The 15,689-nt window shown below is 72.3% G+C and carries 14 protein-coding genes and 1 pseudogene; 10 read left to right on the forward strand and 5 right to left on the reverse strand.

Features of this window, described 5'->3' with window-relative positions:
- Positions 1-104: 104 nt before the first annotated feature.
- From afsQ1 to ACGF2Y_RS31805, 5 genes are all read left to right on the forward strand, one after another.
- Positions 105-782, forward strand: a complete 678-nt coding sequence (afsQ1, locus tag ACGF2Y_RS31785) for a two-component system response regulator AfsQ1 (RefSeq protein WP_078533099.1) — start codon at positions 105-107, stop codon at positions 780-782.
- On the forward strand, positions 779-2,308 hold the full coding sequence (locus ACGF2Y_RS31790; RefSeq protein WP_392954640.1) for an ATP-binding protein: 1,530 nt from the start codon (positions 779-781) through the stop codon (positions 2,306-2,308). The genes afsQ1 and ACGF2Y_RS31790 overlap by 4 nt, the downstream gene beginning before the upstream one ends.
- Positions 2,305-2,940, forward strand: coding sequence for a hypothetical protein (locus tag ACGF2Y_RS31795; protein ID WP_392954642.1), 636 nt, complete (start codon positions 2,305-2,307; stop codon positions 2,938-2,940). Before ACGF2Y_RS31790 ends, ACGF2Y_RS31795 begins: the two co-directional genes overlap by 4 nt.
- 228 nt (positions 2,941-3,168) lie before the next feature.
- Entirely contained in the window at positions 3,169-3,741 is a 573-nt protein-coding gene (locus tag ACGF2Y_RS31800) for a VanZ family protein (RefSeq protein WP_392954716.1), read from the forward strand.
- Positions 3,742-3,835: 94 nt separating this feature from the next.
- Positions 3,836-4,042, forward strand: a complete 207-nt coding sequence (locus ACGF2Y_RS31805) for a PspC domain-containing protein (protein WP_392954643.1) — start codon at positions 3,836-3,838, stop codon at positions 4,040-4,042.
- Between the two features lie 109 nt (positions 4,043-4,151).
- Here the strand turns inward: ACGF2Y_RS31805 and ACGF2Y_RS31810 are convergent, their stop codons facing one another.
- A complete protein-coding gene (locus ACGF2Y_RS31810; RefSeq protein WP_392954645.1) occupies positions 4,152-4,457 on the reverse strand; it encodes a hypothetical protein in 306 nt (101 codons plus the stop codon).
- A 134-nt stretch (positions 4,458-4,591) separates the two neighbouring features.
- On the reverse strand, positions 4,592-5,746 hold the full coding sequence (locus ACGF2Y_RS31815) for an adenosine deaminase (protein WP_392954647.1): 1,155 nt from the start codon (positions 5,744-5,746) through the stop codon (positions 4,592-4,594).
- Between the two features lie 103 nt (positions 5,747-5,849).
- On the opposite strand from ACGF2Y_RS31815, the gene ACGF2Y_RS31820 reads away from it, so the two are divergent.
- Positions 5,850-6,611: an alpha/beta hydrolase family protein gene (locus ACGF2Y_RS31820; protein WP_392954649.1), complete on the forward strand. Its 762-nt coding sequence runs from the start codon at positions 5,850-5,852 to the stop codon at positions 6,609-6,611.
- A gap of 130 nt (positions 6,612-6,741) precedes the next feature.
- On the opposite strand, the gene ACGF2Y_RS31825 is transcribed toward ACGF2Y_RS31820, so the two are convergent.
- On the reverse strand, positions 6,742-7,695 hold the full coding sequence (locus ACGF2Y_RS31825; protein WP_392954651.1) for a LysR family transcriptional regulator: 954 nt from the start codon (positions 7,693-7,695) through the stop codon (positions 6,742-6,744).
- Between the two features lie 62 nt (positions 7,696-7,757).
- On the opposite strand from ACGF2Y_RS31825, the gene ACGF2Y_RS31830 reads away from it, so the two are divergent.
- Positions 7,758-9,065, forward strand: coding sequence for an MFS transporter (locus ACGF2Y_RS31830; RefSeq protein ID WP_392954653.1), 1,308 nt, complete (start codon positions 7,758-7,760; stop codon positions 9,063-9,065).
- A 159-nt stretch (positions 9,066-9,224) separates the two neighbouring features.
- Here the strand turns inward: ACGF2Y_RS31830 and ACGF2Y_RS31835 are convergent, their stop codons facing one another.
- Positions 9,225-9,971, reverse strand: a complete 747-nt coding sequence (locus tag ACGF2Y_RS31835) for an SAM-dependent methyltransferase (protein WP_392954655.1) — start codon at positions 9,969-9,971, stop codon at positions 9,225-9,227.
- Between the two features lie 185 nt (positions 9,972-10,156).
- On the opposite strand from ACGF2Y_RS31835, the pseudogene ACGF2Y_RS31840 reads away from it, so the two are divergent.
- Positions 10,157-10,321, forward strand: a pseudogene (locus ACGF2Y_RS31840) (L,D-transpeptidase); the annotation flags it as partial.
- 179 nt (positions 10,322-10,500) lie between these two features.
- Positions 10,501-11,529, forward strand: a complete 1,029-nt coding sequence (locus ACGF2Y_RS31845; protein WP_392954657.1) for a sigma-70 family RNA polymerase sigma factor — start codon at positions 10,501-10,503, stop codon at positions 11,527-11,529.
- 149 nt (positions 11,530-11,678) lie between these two features.
- Here the strand turns inward: ACGF2Y_RS31845 and ACGF2Y_RS31850 are convergent, their stop codons facing one another.
- Positions 11,679-12,053, reverse strand: a complete 375-nt coding sequence (locus ACGF2Y_RS31850; RefSeq protein ID WP_392954659.1) for an STAS domain-containing protein — start codon at positions 12,051-12,053, stop codon at positions 11,679-11,681.
- Positions 12,054-12,312: 259 nt separating this feature from the next.
- Here ACGF2Y_RS31850 and ACGF2Y_RS31855 point away from each other — a divergent pair, with 259 nt between their 5' ends.
- Positions 12,313-15,621 carry a S8 family serine peptidase gene (locus ACGF2Y_RS31855; RefSeq protein ID WP_392954661.1) on the forward strand — a complete coding sequence of 1,103 codons (3,309 nt, stop codon included), beginning with the start codon at positions 12,313-12,315 and terminating at the stop codon, positions 15,619-15,621.
- The last annotated feature ends 68 nt before the right edge of the window (positions 15,622-15,689 follow it).

A 15,689-nucleotide genomic window follows, 5' to 3' on the forward strand; every position in this document is an offset into this window, starting at 1 on the left:
CCGACTGTCACAGGCCTGTCACAGGGGCGGTTGCGGCCGTGCCCGGACAATCGGACCGGACCGCAGGTCGAACTGAAGCGCCACCATGGGCCAGAATGACGTTCGTGCCTTTCCTGTTGCTGATCGAGGACGACGACGCCATCCGCACGGCCCTCGAACTCTCGTTGTCACGCCAGGGCCACCGTGTGGCCACCGCGGCGACGGGAGAGGACGGCCTGGAGCTGCTGCGTGAGCAGCGACCCGACCTGGTCGTACTGGATGTGATGCTGCCCGGTATCGACGGTTTCGAGGTGTGCCGGCGTATCCGCCGCACCGACCAGCTGCCGATCATTCTGCTGACCGCGCGCAGCGACGACATCGACGTCGTGGTGGGACTGGAGTCCGGCGCGGACGACTATGTGGTGAAACCTGTCCAGGGCCGGGTGCTGGACGCCCGGATCCGGGCGGTGCTGCGCCGCGGGGAGCGCGAGTCGACCGACTCGGCGACCTTCGGCAACGTGGTCATCGACCGCTCCGCCATGACCGTCACCAAGGGCGGTGAGGATCTGCAGCTCACACCGACCGAGCTGCGGCTCCTGCTGGAGCTGAGCCGCCGGCCCGGCCAGGCCCTGTCCCGGCAGCAGTTGCTGCGCCTGGTGTGGGAGCACGACTACCTGGGCGACTCCCGTCTGGTGGACGCCTGTGTGCAGCGGCTGCGCGCGAAGGTGGAGGACGTGCCGTCCTCGCCGACCCTGATCCGTACGGTGCGGGGCGTGGGCTATCGGCTGGACTCGCCTCAGTGACCGAAACCGCCAAGCGGTCCCTGCGCGCCGGTCTGCGCTGGACCAGTCTGCGGCTGCGGCTCGTCGTGGTGTTCGCACTGGTGGCGCTGACGGCCGCGGTGTCCGCGTCGGCGATCGCGTACTGGCTCAACCGCGAGGCCGTGCTGACCCGCACCCAGGACACCGCGCTCGACGACTTCCGGCGGCAGATGCAGGACACCGCGGCGGGGCTGCCCGTGCGTCCCACCAAGGACGACCTCCAGCGGGCCGCCGGGGAGATGGCGTCCAGCAGCCCCGGCTACAGCGTGCTGCTGGAGGACGAGCGGGAGCGCGGCAAGCCGATCGTGGGCTACTCCGACCTGGACAGCTTCACCCGGGCCGTCGTGCCGGAATCGCTGCAGAAGCAGGTGGCCCGCAAGCAGCCGCTGACGTCGAGCAACGAGCACGAGTACCACCTGTTCTGGCAGCGGACGAGCATCGCGGGCACGCCGTATCTGGTCGCCGGTACGCGGATCATCGGCGGCGGGCCGACCGGGTACATGCTCAAGTCCCTCGACCAGGAGCGGCAGGACCTCAACTCGCTGGCCTGGTCGCTGGGGATCGCGACCGCCCTCGCGCTGATCGGCTCGGCGCTGCTCGCGCAGGCCGCCGCGACGACGGTGCTGCGCCCGGTGCAGCGGCTCGGCGACGCGGCCCGCAAGCTCGGCGAGGGCAAGCTCGACACCCGGCTCGCGGTCTCCGGCACGGACGAACTCGCCGATCTCTCCCGTACGTTCAACAGGACGGCGAGCTCGCTGGAGAAGAAGGTCGCGGACATGAGCGCGCGGGAGGAGGCGAGCCGCCGGTTCGTCGCCGACATGTCGCACGAGCTGCGCACTCCGCTGACCGCGATCACCGCGGTGGCGGAGGTGCTGGAGGACGAGGCGGACACCCTCGATCCGATGATCGCGCCCGCCGTGCATCTGGTGGTCAGCGAGACCCGGCGGCTGAACGACCTGGTGGAGAACCTGATGGAGGTGACCCGCTTCGACGCGGGCACCGCCCGTCTGGTGCTGGACACCGTCGACGTCGCCGACCAGGTGACCGCGTGCATCGACGCGCGGGCCTGGCTGGACGCGGTGGACCTGGACGCGGAGCGCGGCATGATGGTCCGGCTCGATCCGCGCCGGCTGGATGTGATCCTGGCCAATCTGATCGGCAACGCCCTCAAGCACGGGGGTTCGCCGGTGGACGTCCGGGTGCGGACCGAGGGCGAGGAGCTGGTCATCGAGGTACGGGACCACGGTCCGGGCATCCCCGAGGACGTGCTGCCGCACGTCTTCGACCGGTTCTACAAGGCGAGCGCCTCCCGGCCGCGGTCGGAGGGCAGCGGGCTCGGCCTCTCCATCGCCATGGAGAACGCGCACATCCACGGCGGTGACATCACGGCGGCGAACTCCCCGGACGGCGGTGCCGTCTTCGAACTTCGGCTGCCGCGCGACGCCGAGAAGCTCGCGCACCACGACGAACCGGGCGCGCAGGCCCCGGACGAGGACGGGGCGACATGAAGCGCGGCGATGTCACGTACCGGCGGGGCCCGTTCCGGCGGCGTACGGCGGCCTCGCTGGCGGCCGTGCTGGCGGCCGGGGCGCTGGCTTCCGGGTGCGGGATCCGTACGACCTCGGTGCCGGTGGACGCGGGGGCCGCGCCCTCCCGGGTGCCGTGCCGACTGTCCCCGTCGGATGTCACCACCCGGTCGCCGGACCGGGTGAGCGCCGAGGTGTATCTGGTGTGCGCCTCGCAGCTGGTCACCGTGGACCGTCCGGTGCCGGCGGACGCGGCCGGCGCCGACCCGGTGACGGTCGCCCGCGCGCTGCTGAAGGAGGTCCAGCAGGTGCCGCCCGCGAGCGAGCGGCGGGCCGGGTTCACCACGGCGGTTCCGGCGGGGCTGCGGGTGGATCCGGCCCGGGACGGCGACCCGGCGGGCACCCTGCGCCTGAGCAGCCAGCCGGAGGACCTGTCGGCGGAGGCGCTGGCCCAGCTGGTGTGCACGTACGCGGAGAGCGGGACGCTGGTCCGGGACGGCTCGGTGTTCCTGGGCGGGCCCGGGGACTACCCGCCGCACGGCTATCTGTGCACCTCGCAGACGAAGGCCCGACCGGGGGACCTGGGCACGCGGAACGCGGTCCGGCCGGGCTGACGCGGGGGACGCGCGGTTCGGACGCGGGGGACGGACGCGGGGGACGGACGCGGGGGACGCGGCTTGTACGCGGGTCCCGGCCACGCCGTACGCCGTCCGGCCGGGCCGACCCGGCCCCTGTACGGCCCGCACACACCCCCCGTACCGCCTCCGAAGCCGCCCCGGCAGAGCCGTCCGCATGGCCGGGAGCAACGACACGGAACCGATCCTGCCGGTCGGGGCGTCTTGCTGGACGTGCGTCACAGTTCGGACGGCCAGACCGTCATCCACTTCCGCGCGGTGGGGGTCATTCTCCTTGTCGCGCATCTGCTGTTCGTCGGGTGGCTGACGCTGCGCCCGCTGGACGTTCCCTGGATCACGGCGGCGAATTTCGAGCCGCTCGCCGGGATCAGGGCGGACCTCGCGCTGGGACCGGTCGAGGCGGCCCGCCGGATCGGCGGGGCGTTGTTGCTGCTGGCCCCGCTCGGGGTGCTGCTGCCGATGGCCGGGGGCCGGATCTTCGTCTCGCCCTGGGTCTCGCTGACGCGTACGGTCGCCGCCGGGGCGCTGATCTCGCTGGCCATCGAGCTGGGCCAGACCGGGGTGCCCGGTCAGGTCGTCGACATCGATTCGCTGCTGCTGAACACCGCCGGGGTGGTGCTGGCCCATCTGCTGGTCGTCCCGGTCTGCCGGGCGCGGCTGCGCCGCCGGGGGCTGCCCGGGGCACGGGACCTGCCTCACCACTGGCAGGGGACCCGTCTCAGGGACGAGGCCCCTGGGGGGCCGACCCCGACGATTACCGGGGTCGGTCTCGCACCGTAGAGGGATGCTTTGTCCCCCTTCGCGGCGGCACTATGGATACATCGGGGAGCACGACAGCCTGCTCCTCCCGTAACGGTTCGCGAAGGAGCCCACCATGGCCGCACTTGTCCGCCCCCGCGAAGGCCGCATGATCGGCGGAGTGTGCGCGGGCCTCGCCCGGCGCTTCGGTATCTCCGCAAGCACGATGCGGGTCATCTTCGTCGTCTCCTGCCTGCTGCCCGGCCCGCAGTTCCTGCTCTACCTGGCGCTGTGGGCGCTGCTGCCCGCGGAGAAGCCCGCCTCCTCCGCGACGGCCTGGTGACGCGGCAGCACGGGGAGCAGATACGCGCGATGGGGCGCACACCCTGATCCAGGGTGTGCGCCCCATCGGCATGTGCGGGTGGCGCCGGAGGCCCGGCGCGCGGGCGGGATCAGCCGCCGAGCGGGATCCCGTTGGCGGTGAGGCCCTGGGTGGGCAGTCCGCCGAGCAGGCCGGTGACCGGGGCGGCCGCGTCGGTGGCGTCGCCGCCGAGGACCTTGCCGACGGTGTCCTGGACCGGCGCGTTCTGGACACCCTGCGCGACGGTGTCGAGCGCCAGCGCCGAGACGGGGGGAAGCGCCCCGGCCGCGGTGTCCAGCGGCAGCGACGGGGCGGCGGAGGCGCTGCCGGCGGCGGCAGCGGCGAAAGCGGCACCGAGGGCGGCGACACCGAGAGTCTTGGCAGCAGACTTCTTCATGGAGAATTCATCCTTGGGGAAGGGGATGTGAGCGGCTCTGCAAGCTAGCCATCCCGCAGCCCCCACCGCAAACATCCCGACACGCGGAAAAGGACCGGGATACTGCGTCCCGGCCCTTTCACCTGTTGCGCCCCTCAGCCTCCGGAGACCACAGAACCACTGGTCACAGCGGTCTGCCGGAAGAGCCACTCGGACTTCAGCTCCGCGTATCCGGGCTTGACGACGTCATTGATCATCGCGAGACGTTCGTCGAAAGGAATGAATGCTGATTTCATCGCATTGACTGTGAACCACTGCATGTCGTCGAGCGTGTATCCGAATGCCTCGGTCAGCCGCTCGAATTCCCCGCTCATGCTCGTCCCGCTCATCAGCCGGTTGTCCGTGTTCACCGTGATCCGGAAGTGCAGCTTGCGCAGCAGCCCGATCGGGTGCTCGGCGTACGAGGTGGCCGCGCCGGTCTGGAGGTTGGAGGTCGGGCACATCTCCAGCGGGACGCGCTTGTCGCGTACGTAGGAGGCGAGGCGGCCGAGGGAGACCGAGCCGTCATCGGCGACCTCGATGTCGTCGATGATCCGCACCCCGTGGCCGAGCCGGTCGGCGCCGCACCACTGGAGGGCCTGCCAGATCGACGGCAGCCCGAAGGCCTCGCCGGCGTGGATCGTGAAGTGGTTGTTCTCGCGCTTGAGGTACTCGAACGCGTCGAGGTGGCGGGTGGGCGGGAACCCGGCCTCGGCGCCCGCGATGTCGAACCCGACGACGCCCTGGTCGCGGTAGCTGTTGGCGAGCTCGGCGATCTCCAGCGCGCGGGCGGCGTGCCGCATCGCGGTGAGCAGGGCGCCGACGCGGATGCGGTGGCCGTTGGCACGGGCGATGCGCTCGCCCGCGCGGAAGCCCTCGTTGACGGCCTCGACGACCTCTTCGAGGGTCAGGCCGCCTTCCAGGTGCTGCTCGGGGGCGTAGCGGATCTCGGCGTAGACGACGCCGTCCTCGGCGAGGTCCTCGGCGCACTCGGCGGCCACCCGGAACAGCGCGTCACGGGTCTGCATGACGGCGCAGGTGTGGGCGAACGTCTCCAGGTAGCGCTCCAGCGAACCGGAGTCGGCGGCCTCGCGGAACCAGATGCCGAGCTTGTCGGCCTCGGTCTCGGGCAGGGAGTCGTAACCCTGCGCGCGGGCCAGCTCGATGATCGTGCCCGGCCGCAGGCCGCCGTCGAGGTGGTCGTGGAGCAGCACCTTGGGGGCGCGCCGGATCTGGTCGGAATCAGGGACATTCAGGGTCTGGCTCGTCATCTTGGCACTCTAGCGCCTACGCGCGTAGAGCGCCTCGTGTCGATGCGTAACAGTGACCGTGATGTCGGGTGGAGTACACCTCACCTTCTGACACTGTTCTGTCATGGCACAGCGCGCACTCCCCTCGCCTGCCCCCAGGCTGGGACGGGCCGTTCAGACGGCCGGAGCAACGGACGAGGTCAGCGGCGTGGTTCTGCTGCTCCCGGACGGCGAGGCCGACTCACGGCGTCGCCCCTCCCCCCTGTCGTACGCCGCACAGCTGCCGTTCGCCCGTTCCCTGGCCCGTGCCGGGGTGGGCGACGGGCTCGCGGTGCACGTGCTGCGCTACCGCTGCCGCGGCTGGAACGCGGACGACGCGCATCCCGCCGAGGACGCCGGGTGGGCGGCCGACGAGGTCCAGCGCCGCTACGGCGATGTGCCGGTCTGCCTGGCCGGCCACGGGATGGGCGGACGGGCGGCGCTGCGGGCCGCCGGGCACGACGCGGTGACCTCGGTGCTGGCGATGGCCCCGTGGCTGCCGGAGCGGGCGGCGGACCGGCCGGAGCCGGTGAAGCAGCTGGTGGGGCGGCGGGTGCTGATCGTGCACGGCACCAACGACGAGCGCACCGACCCGGAGCTGTCCTACCGGCTGGCCGAGCGGGTGAAGAAGTCCAACCGGGACACCTGCCGCTTCGAAGTCCATTCGGACGGGCACGCGTTGCGCCAGCACCGCGCCGAAGTGGTGGCGCTGGCCGCCGACTTCGTACGCGGCTCGCTCTTCGCCCGGTCCTATGCCCGCCCGGTCGCGGACGCGCTCGCCGCACCGCCGCCGCTGGGGCTGCGGATGCCGCTGGCCGCCGGGTTCGGGCGGTCGCTGCGGTACTGAGGGGCGGGCCCGCACGCCCCGGGTCCCGCCGCGCGCCGGCCCGCGTCCGCCCGGTCGGGCGGCAGGTTCCCCGGGCTCGGTGCAGCGGCAGGTCCCCCGGGCTCGGTGCGGGCAGCGGGTTCCCCCGGGATCAGTCCGGCAGCAGGTTTCCCCGGCGCGAGAGCAGGAAGCGCTTGAAGGCGGCGACCGGAGGGGTGTCGGGGTGCCCGTCCAGCCAGGCGACGCCGATCTCGCGGGCCGCGCGCGGTGCGGTGACCGTCAGTTCGACGACCCCGGGGCGGGCGACCGCGGGCGGCGGCAGCAGGGCCACCCCGAGCCCGGCGGCGACCAGTCCGCGCAGGGTCTCCGCCTCCTCGCCCTCGAAGGCGACCCGCGGCGTGAAGCCCGCCTCCGCGCAGAGGTCGTCGGTGATGCGGCGCAGCCCGTAACCGGGTTCCAGGGTGACGAACGTTTCGTCGGCGGCCTCCGCGAGCCGGACCCGGCGGCGGGAGGCGAGGCGGTGGTCGTCGGGGACCACCAGGCGCAGCCGCTGTTCGTCGAGGCGGCGGGCGACCAGGTCGGGGGCGTCGGGCACGGGTGAGGTGAGGCAGAGGTCGAGGCCGCCCGCGCGCAGCCGTTCGATCATCGCCTCGCCGTAGTTCTGCACGAGCTGGAAGCGGACCTTGGGGTGGTCGACCCGGAAGGCGCGGATCAGGGCGGGCACGGTCTCCGAGCCCATGGTGTGCAGGAAGCCGAAGGAGACCCGGCCCGCCGTCGGGTCGGCGTCCGCCCGGACGGAGTCGGCGGCCTTCTCCACTTCGGCCAGGGCCCGTTCCGCCGAGCCGAGGAACGTGCGGCCCGCCGGGGTGAGCGAGACGGTACGGCCCTTGCGGGCGAACAGGGCGACGCCCAGGTCCGCTTCGAGCCGGACCATGGCCCGCGAGAGCGTGGACTGCGGGACGCCGAGCTCCTGCGCGGCGCGGGTCACGTGCTCGTGGCGGGCGACCGCCTCGAAGTACGCGAGGCGGGGCGCGAGCACGGCCCGGATGTCTTCTTCGTAACTGCTTGGTGACAGCCGAGGCCCTGAGCTGCGTTCATGCGCCATGGGATTGATTATGGCAGTTTCATGCATTGGACGCATGAAACCTCTCCCTCTACTTTCGACGTATGCCTCCCGCCAGTACCGGGGCATCCACCATCGTCGTGGATGCCTCTGCCCCGTCGTCCCCCGTCACCACCACCGCCGCGCCCGCCGCCGCCCATGAGCGCCTGGAGCCCGGCCGCCCCGGCTACCGCCGGATGAGCTTCGCCCTCTTCGCCGCCGGTGTCGCGGCCTTCGCCCTCCTCTACTCCACCCAGGCGCTGCTGCCCGCCGTCTCCGCGTCGTTCGGCGCGACGGCCGGGCAGGCGAGCTGGACGGTCTCGGCGGCGACCGGGGCGCTGGCCCTGTTCGTGCTGCCGCTGAGCGCGCTCTCGGAGCGGTTCGGGCGGCGGCAGATGATGACGGCTTCGCTGGCGATCGCGGTAGTGGTCGGGCTGCTGGTGCCCTTCGCCCCGTCGATGGGCGCGCTGATCGCGCTGCGCGCCGTCCAGGGTGCGGCACTCGCCGGGCTGCCGGCCTCCGCGATGGCGTATCTGGCGGAGGAGGTGCGGCCCAAGGCGCTGATCGCCGCGATCGGGCTGTTCGTCGCGGGCAACAGCATCGGCGGTATGAGCGGGCGCATCCTCACCGGCTGGGTCGCCCAGGCCTGGGGCTGGCGGGCCGCGCTCGGGGCGGTCGGGCTGCTCGCGCTGGCGTGCGCCGTCGCGTTCCACTTCCTCATTCCGAAGGCCCGGAACTTCCGTCCCGGTTCGCTCAACCCGAAGGCCCTGGCGAAGACCGTCGCCACACATCTGGCCGACCCGCTGCTGGTCCGGCTGTACGCGATCGGCGCACTGTTCATGACGGTGTTCGGCGCGGTCTACACGGTGATCGGCTACCGGCTGATCGAGGAGCCGTTCAGCCTGCCGCAGGGCGTCATCGGCTCGATCTTCCTCGTCTACCTGGTCGGTACGGTCTCCTCCGCCGCCGCCGGACGTCTGGTGGCCCGCCTCGGCCGCCGGGGCGCGCTCTATCTCGCGGTCTCCACCACGACCGCCGGGCTGCTGCTCTCGCTGGCCGACCGGCTGGCCGCCGTGCTGCTGGGCCTGGTGCTGATCACGGCCGGCTTCTTCGCCGGGCACGCGGTCGCCTCGTCCTCGGTGAGCCGGACCGCGACGACGGGCCGGGCGCAGGCATCAGCGCTCTACCAGTCGGCGTACTACCTGGGCTCCAGCGCGGGCGGCACGCTCGGCGCGGTCGCCTTCCACGCCGGGGGCTGGACGGCGACGGTGGCCCTGGGCCTGCTCGCGGTCCTCGGGGTCGTCTCGATCACCCTGTACGGGACCCGGGTGGCGCGTGCGGAGCGGCGGGCGCTCGTCCCGGCCACGCGCTGAACCGCCCGAGCGCCGTGCACGGGTCCGGGCGGTGTGTACCGCCCGGACCCGCGCCGACCGGCCCGTCGGCGGACCACGGGCCCGCCAGGACGCCGGCGGGCCGTCAACTCGTCAGTCCGCAGGCGTCAGCGGGCCGCCAGGCCGTCAGCCCCGCAGGTGTCAGCGGGCCATCAGGGCGAAGACTCCCCAGCCGAGGTACTCCCGCTGGTACCGCGCGTAGCGGGCGGGTTCGGTGGTGAGTTCGGCCCGCACCTCGGCGGCCGGCTCGTCATCGGGGTGCGCGTCGAGCCAGCGGCGGAGGTTGAGCCACTGCGCGGCCCGGTACCGGTCCCAGCTGTCCTGGTCGGCCAGCACCATCTCCACCACGTCGTACCCGATGTCGCCGAACCGCTCGATCAGCTCCGGCAGTACGAGGAAGTCGTCCTCGTCGCCCGCGTGAGCGCCTTGAGCGGTTTCCCGGTCCGGCACTTCCTTGCGCCAGTACGGCTCACCGATCAGCATCAGGCCACCGGGGCGGAGGCTTTCGCCCAGCAGCTCGACCGTGCCGGCCACACCGCCGCCGATCCAGCTGGCGCCGACGCACGCGGCGAGATCGACCCGCTCGTCCGCGACGAAGCCGGAGGCGTCGCCGTGCACGAAGGTGCCCCGGTCGGCGACGCCGAGTTCGGCGGCACGGGCGCGGGCCTTCTCGGTGAACACCGTGCTGATGTCCACGCCGGTCCCGGTGACCCCGTGGTCGCGGGCCCAGGTGCACAGCATCTCGCCCGATCCGCCGGCGAGGTCGAGCATCCGCGTACCGGGCACCAGGCGCAGCGCCCGACCGAGGTCGGCGAGCTTGCCCGGGGTGAACGGGTTGTGGATGCGGTGGCTACTTTCGCGAAGGGTGAAGATGCGGGGAAGATCCACGAGAGGTGTTCCTTGCGTTCGATACGTGCGATGAGGTCATGGCATCTGCGGGGGACAGCCGGCCGGAGTCGGCCGCCGTTGCTCGGACCGTCATCGAAAACACCTCGCTGTGAGCGCGTGGATCGGGAACCCGGCGACCATAGGGCCTTCCGGGCGGCGGCTCCACCGGTTTTCCCGGCTCGTCGCTGAGCTGGACCCAGGACGGCAAGAAGCTGAAGTACGGGCCGGTGCCGGACCCGCCGGGCTCCGGCGGCTGCGTCAACATGCGTCCCGCCGACGCGAAGGCATACTGGAAACCGCTGAAGAACGGCGACGACGTGTACGTGTACGGGCGCAAGCCCGGGACCTGAGCGACGCGCCCGCTGCCGGCGGGACACCGGAGGGGCGCCGGGCGGATCGTGGCCGCGGCCATGTCCGCCCGGCGCCCCCATGTCCTCCTTACCGCCCCGACTGTCAGTGGCCTGCGGTAGCTTCCGACGTACCGGGTGACGGACGGCACGGCGCGGCTGCGCGCGACAGGGGTGGAGCGATGAGGGATCTGACCACGACGACGGCCACAGGTGCGGCGGTGGGCGCCGAAGGCGATGACAACGCCGGGATCGACAGCCGCCTGGAAGGGCACCGGACCGAACTGACGGGGTACTGCTACCGGATGCTCGGGTCCGCCTTCGAGGCCGAGGACGCGGTGCAGGACACCCTGGTCCGGGCCTGGCGCAACTTCGACAAGTTCGAGGGCCGTTCCTCGCTGCGCTCCTGGCTGTACCGGATCGCCACCAACGTCTGCCTGGACATGCTGAACGCGGGCAACAAGCGGGCCCGCCCGGTCGATCTGACGGGCCCGACCCCGCTCGCCCAGGCCGCGCTGAGCCCCCGCCCGGAGAACGTCTGGCTGGAGCCGATGCCCGACGGCCGGATCCTGCCATCGGTCCAGGACCCGGCGGAGGCGGCCGTGGCGCGCGAGTCGGTGCGCCTGGCGTTCGTCGCCGCCCTCCAGCACCTGCCGCCCAAGCAGCGCGCCGTGCTGATCCTGCGCGAGGTCCTCGCCTGGAAGGCCGCGGAGGTGGCCGAGCTGCTGGAGACCTCCGTCGCCTCGGTCAACAGCGCCCTGCAGCGGGCCCGCGCCACGCTGACCGAGACGAAGAGCCGGCCGGGCGATGCGGCGGACCCCCTCGACGAGGAGCAGCAGAAGCTCCTGGAGCGCTATGTGAAGGCGTTCGAGGGGTATGACATGTCGGCTCTGACCGCGCTGCTCCACGAGGACGCGGTGATGACGATGCCGCCGTTCGACCTGTGGCTCCGGGGCACCGGGGACATCACGGGCTTCATGACCTCCATCGGCGCGGCGTGCGCGGGCTCCAGGCTGGTGCCCGTCCCGGCCAACGGCTCCCCCGGCTTCGCGCACTACAAGCCCGCCGAGGACGGGGACGGGTTCGTGCCGTGGGCGGTCCAGGTCATCGACATCCACGACGGGTCGATCACCGGGATGCACTGCTTCCTGGACGTCCCGCGCTGGTTCCCGCTGTTCGGCCTGCCGGACCGGCTGCCGGCCGACGCGTAGGAGTCGCCGGGCGGGCGCGCGGGGCTTCGCACCCCGGCGCCCGGCCGGTGACCGTACGCCCGGCGCCCGTCTCGTTCACCGTCAGTGCGGACCCGGCATCCGCCCGTTCGCCTTCGGTGCGGGCCCGGAGCCCGCCCGCCCGTCCGCCGTCAGCGCGGGTCCGGCACCCGTTCGTCCGGGCCCTCCTCCAGGGTCACCACGTCGGCCAGCCCCACCAGGTCCAGCAGCGCCCGGAGTTCGGGGGGTACGCGGCACAGCCGCAGCGTGCGTCCGGACCGGCGGGCGACGAGCCCCAGCCGGGCCACCGCCTCGACGAGGGTCAGATCGGGCCCGATCACCCCGCCCAGGTCGCAGTCCACCGCCGCGCCCGGGGCGAGAGCGGCTCCGCCGGGACCGGCCAGGGCACGCTCCAGCTCGGCGCAGAGTTCGGGTACGACGGCACGGCTGACCCGGCCGGTCACAGTCAGGGCGATCGGATTCTCGGCATCCATACCAAGCAGACCGGAGCGGCGGGCGAAATTCATCGGCCCCTCCGCGCGGCACCCACCGCGGAGGGGCCGTTTTGCGTCAACTCCCGGCTCCCTGTTCCCCTCCCGTGAACCAATCCCCCCTGCATTCCCTCTAGTTCGGTGAACCGACGGCCGCAGCCGTCATTCCGGCGTCGCTGCGGACCGGCGGGCTGAGAAACCATCGAGTTCTCCAGGGGGAGAGTTGCGCAGACACGTGAGAAAAGCGTGCGTACCGGCGGTCGCCACAGCCGTGGCCGTGGCACTGACGGCGGGTATGACCCAGACCGCCGTCGCCCAGCCGGATCCGAGGGGGGCGTCCGGCACCCGGGCCCAGGATCGGGACCGGGACCAGGACCGGGGCCAGGACCGGGAGTTGCGTCATCTGACCCTCGTCACCGGCGACCGGGTCACCGTCGACGCCCAGGGCAAGCCGGTCGCCTTCCGGCCCTCGAAGGGCCGGGAGAACATCCCGGTCCAGCGGATGAGCGACAAGGGACACACCCTCGTCGTCCCGGCCGACGCCCGCCGGCTGATCGTCTCCGGCAAGCTCGACCGGCGGCTGTTCGACGTCACCGAGCTGAGCCGCCCGGAGAACCTCCGGGCCCAGCGGGACGGACTGAAGCTGATCGTCGGCTACCGGGGCAAGCAGGCCGCCACCGCGAAGGCGCAGGTCCGCGGCGCGGGCTCCACCGAGGTCGGCCGGAGCCTCACCTCGCTGAACGCCGAGTCGGTGACCACACCGACCGCCGACGCGCCGGCCATCTGGAAGGCGCTCACCGACCGGGGCGGGAGCGGTGAGCGGGTCACCACCGCCGCCGGGATCGACCGGGTCTGGCTGGACGGGGTGCGCCGGGCGAGCCTCGACAGGAGCGTCCCGCAGATCGGCGCCCCGACGGCCTGGAAGGCCGGGTTCACCGGCAAGGGCGTCACGATCGCGGTCCTGGACACCGGGACGGACGCCACCCACCCCGACCTCAAGGGCCAGATCCTGGCGGAGAAGAACTTCAGCGCCTCCGCCGACACCGAGGACCGGGTCGGCCACGGTACGCACGTCGCGTCGATCGCGGCGGGCACCGGTGCCGCGTCGGGCGGGAAGTTCAAGGGCGTGGCCCCGGACGCCAAGCTGCTCGCGGGCAAGGTGCTCGACGACGAGGGGTACGGCGAGGACTCCGGCATCCTGGCCGGAATGGAGTGGGCGGTCGCCCAGGGCGCCGACATCGTCAACCTGAGCCTCGGCGGGACCGACACCCCGGAGGTGGACCCGCTGGAGGCGGCGGTCGACAAGCTGTCGGCCGAGAAGGGCGTCCTGTTCGCCATCGCCGCGGGCAACGAGGGCGACGGTGCGGGCACGGTCGGCTCGCCCGGCAGCGCGAACGCCGCGCTGACCGTGGGAGCGGTCGACGACCAGGACCGGCTGGCGGACTTCTCCAGCCGCGGCCCGCGGATCGGGGACGGGGCGGTCAAGCCCGATGTCACGGCCCCCGGCGTGGACACCACGGCGGCCGTCCCGCCCGGTTCGCTGATCGCGCGGGAGGTGGGCGAGAAGCCCGCCGGCTACGCGACGATCTCGGGTACCTCGATGGCCACCCCGCATGTCGCGGGCGCGGCCGCGCTGCTCAAGCAGCAGCACCCCGACTGGGCGTACCCGGAGCTGAAGGGCGCGCTGACCGCGTCCACGAAGCCCGGCGCGTACAACCCGTTCCAGCAGGGCTCCGGCCGGATCGCGGTGGACCGTGCCATCGCCCAGACCGTCGTCGCCGACCCGGTCTCGGTGAGTTTCGGGGTGCAGCGGTGGCCGCACACCGACGACAAGCCGGCCACCGAGAAGGTCACGTACCGCAACCTCGGTACGAGCGATGTCACCCTGAGTCTGAAGGCGACGGGCACCGGCCCGGGGGGCGAGCCCGCTCCGGCCGGTTTCTTCACGCTCGGCGCGGACCGGGTGACCGTCCCGGCGGGCGGCACGGCGGCGGTGACGCTGACCGCCGACACCCGGCTCGGCGGCACCGCCGACGGCACGTACTCCGCGTATCTGGTGGCCACCGGCGGCGGGCAGACCGTGCGCACGGCCGCCGCGGTCGAGCGTGAGGTGGAGAGCTACGACCTCACCGTCAAGCACCTGGGGCGGGACGGCCGTCCGGCTGCCTACGCGGACAGCACGCTCTACCGCTTCGACGCCGGGGAGGGCTATCCGTTCCTGGACCCGCAGGTCGTCGACGGCACCGCGAGGATCCGGGTGCCCAAGGGCACGTACGTGGTCAACTCCACGGTGTACAACGACCCGGACGACGTCACCAAGGGCGCCGACTGGATCGTCCGGCCCAAGGTCGCGGTCACCGAGAACACCACGCTGACGTTCGACGCCCGCAAGGCGAAGCCGGTGAAGATCACGGTGCCGGACACGAAGGCGAAGGGCCTGCTGTTCTCCCCGGACTACTCGGTGGAGTCGACGAACGACTCGGTCTCCTTCGGCTGGCTGATGGAATCGCCGGCCGGCATCCGCACGCTCCACACCGGTCCGCGGATCACCGACGGTTCGCTCGCCCAGCACTGGTCGGGCACCTGGACCAAGGGTGCGTCGACCGAGTACGACATCGCGGTCGGCGGCAAGGTCGAGCGGCTCGCGACCGGCTACAGCCGGACGTTCACCACCGGGCAGCTGGCCAGGGTGAGGATCGCCATGGGAGCGGCCGCGCCGAAGAAGAAGGGCGAGATCACCGCCTGGGGTCAGCTGCCCACGCAGGGCAGCAGCTGGGCGGCCGCGGCCGAGCAGAAGCTGCCCGGCACCCGCACGCTGTACCTCTCCACCGCCGACCGAGCGACCTGGAGCTTCGACTTCAACCAGGTAGGCCCCCTCGACGCGGAGGGCTTCCCGACGTACGAGGCGAGCTACCGGGTCGGCGAGCAGGTGAGGTACAAGGCGGGCAGGTCGTACCGGAGGACCGTGAACACCGCGGTGTTCGGGCCGCTGGTGAACAAGGACTTCGGCATCGTCCGTGACGGCAACGAGATCACCGGGGCCCTCCCGCTGCTGGCGGACGGCCGGGGCAACCCCGGCGGGCTCGCCCCCTTGTCGGCCAAGACCGTCCTCTACCGCAACGGCAAGAAGATCGGCCGCAACAGCGACCCGTTGAGCGGCTGGGAGCCCTTCCGGGTGCCGGCGGGCGCGGCCGACTACAAGCTGACGACCTCGGTCAGGCACAGCGCGAGGATCAGCCCGCTCTCCACCCGGGTGGACGCGGCCTGGACGTTCCGCTCCAGGAAGACCGCGTTCACGATGCTGCCCGTCTCCACCGTCCGGTTCACCCCGGCCGTGGGCGCCGACGGCCGGGTCAAGGCGGGCAGGACCGTCTCGGTGCCGGTGAAGGTGCTGGGCGCGGCCGCGGGCAGGAACCTGAAGTCGCTGAAGACGTACGTCAGTCACAACGGCGGCAAGAGCTGGAAGAAGGTCACGGTCAAGAAGGGGAAGATCACCGTCAGGAACCCGGCGAAGGGCAGGACGATCTCCTTCGCCGCCAAGGTCACCGACAAGAAGGGCAACACGTCCTCGGTGCGGATCTACCACGCCTACCTGGGCAAGTGACGGTGGCTCGCGGGTAGTTCACTCCGTACATGACGGCGGCCCGTCGCACAGATCCTCTCCGTGCGGCG

It is taken from the genome of Streptomyces sp. NPDC048142 (genome assembly GCF_043202835.1).
GTDB lineage: Bacteria > Actinomycetota > Actinomycetes > Streptomycetales > Streptomycetaceae > Streptomyces.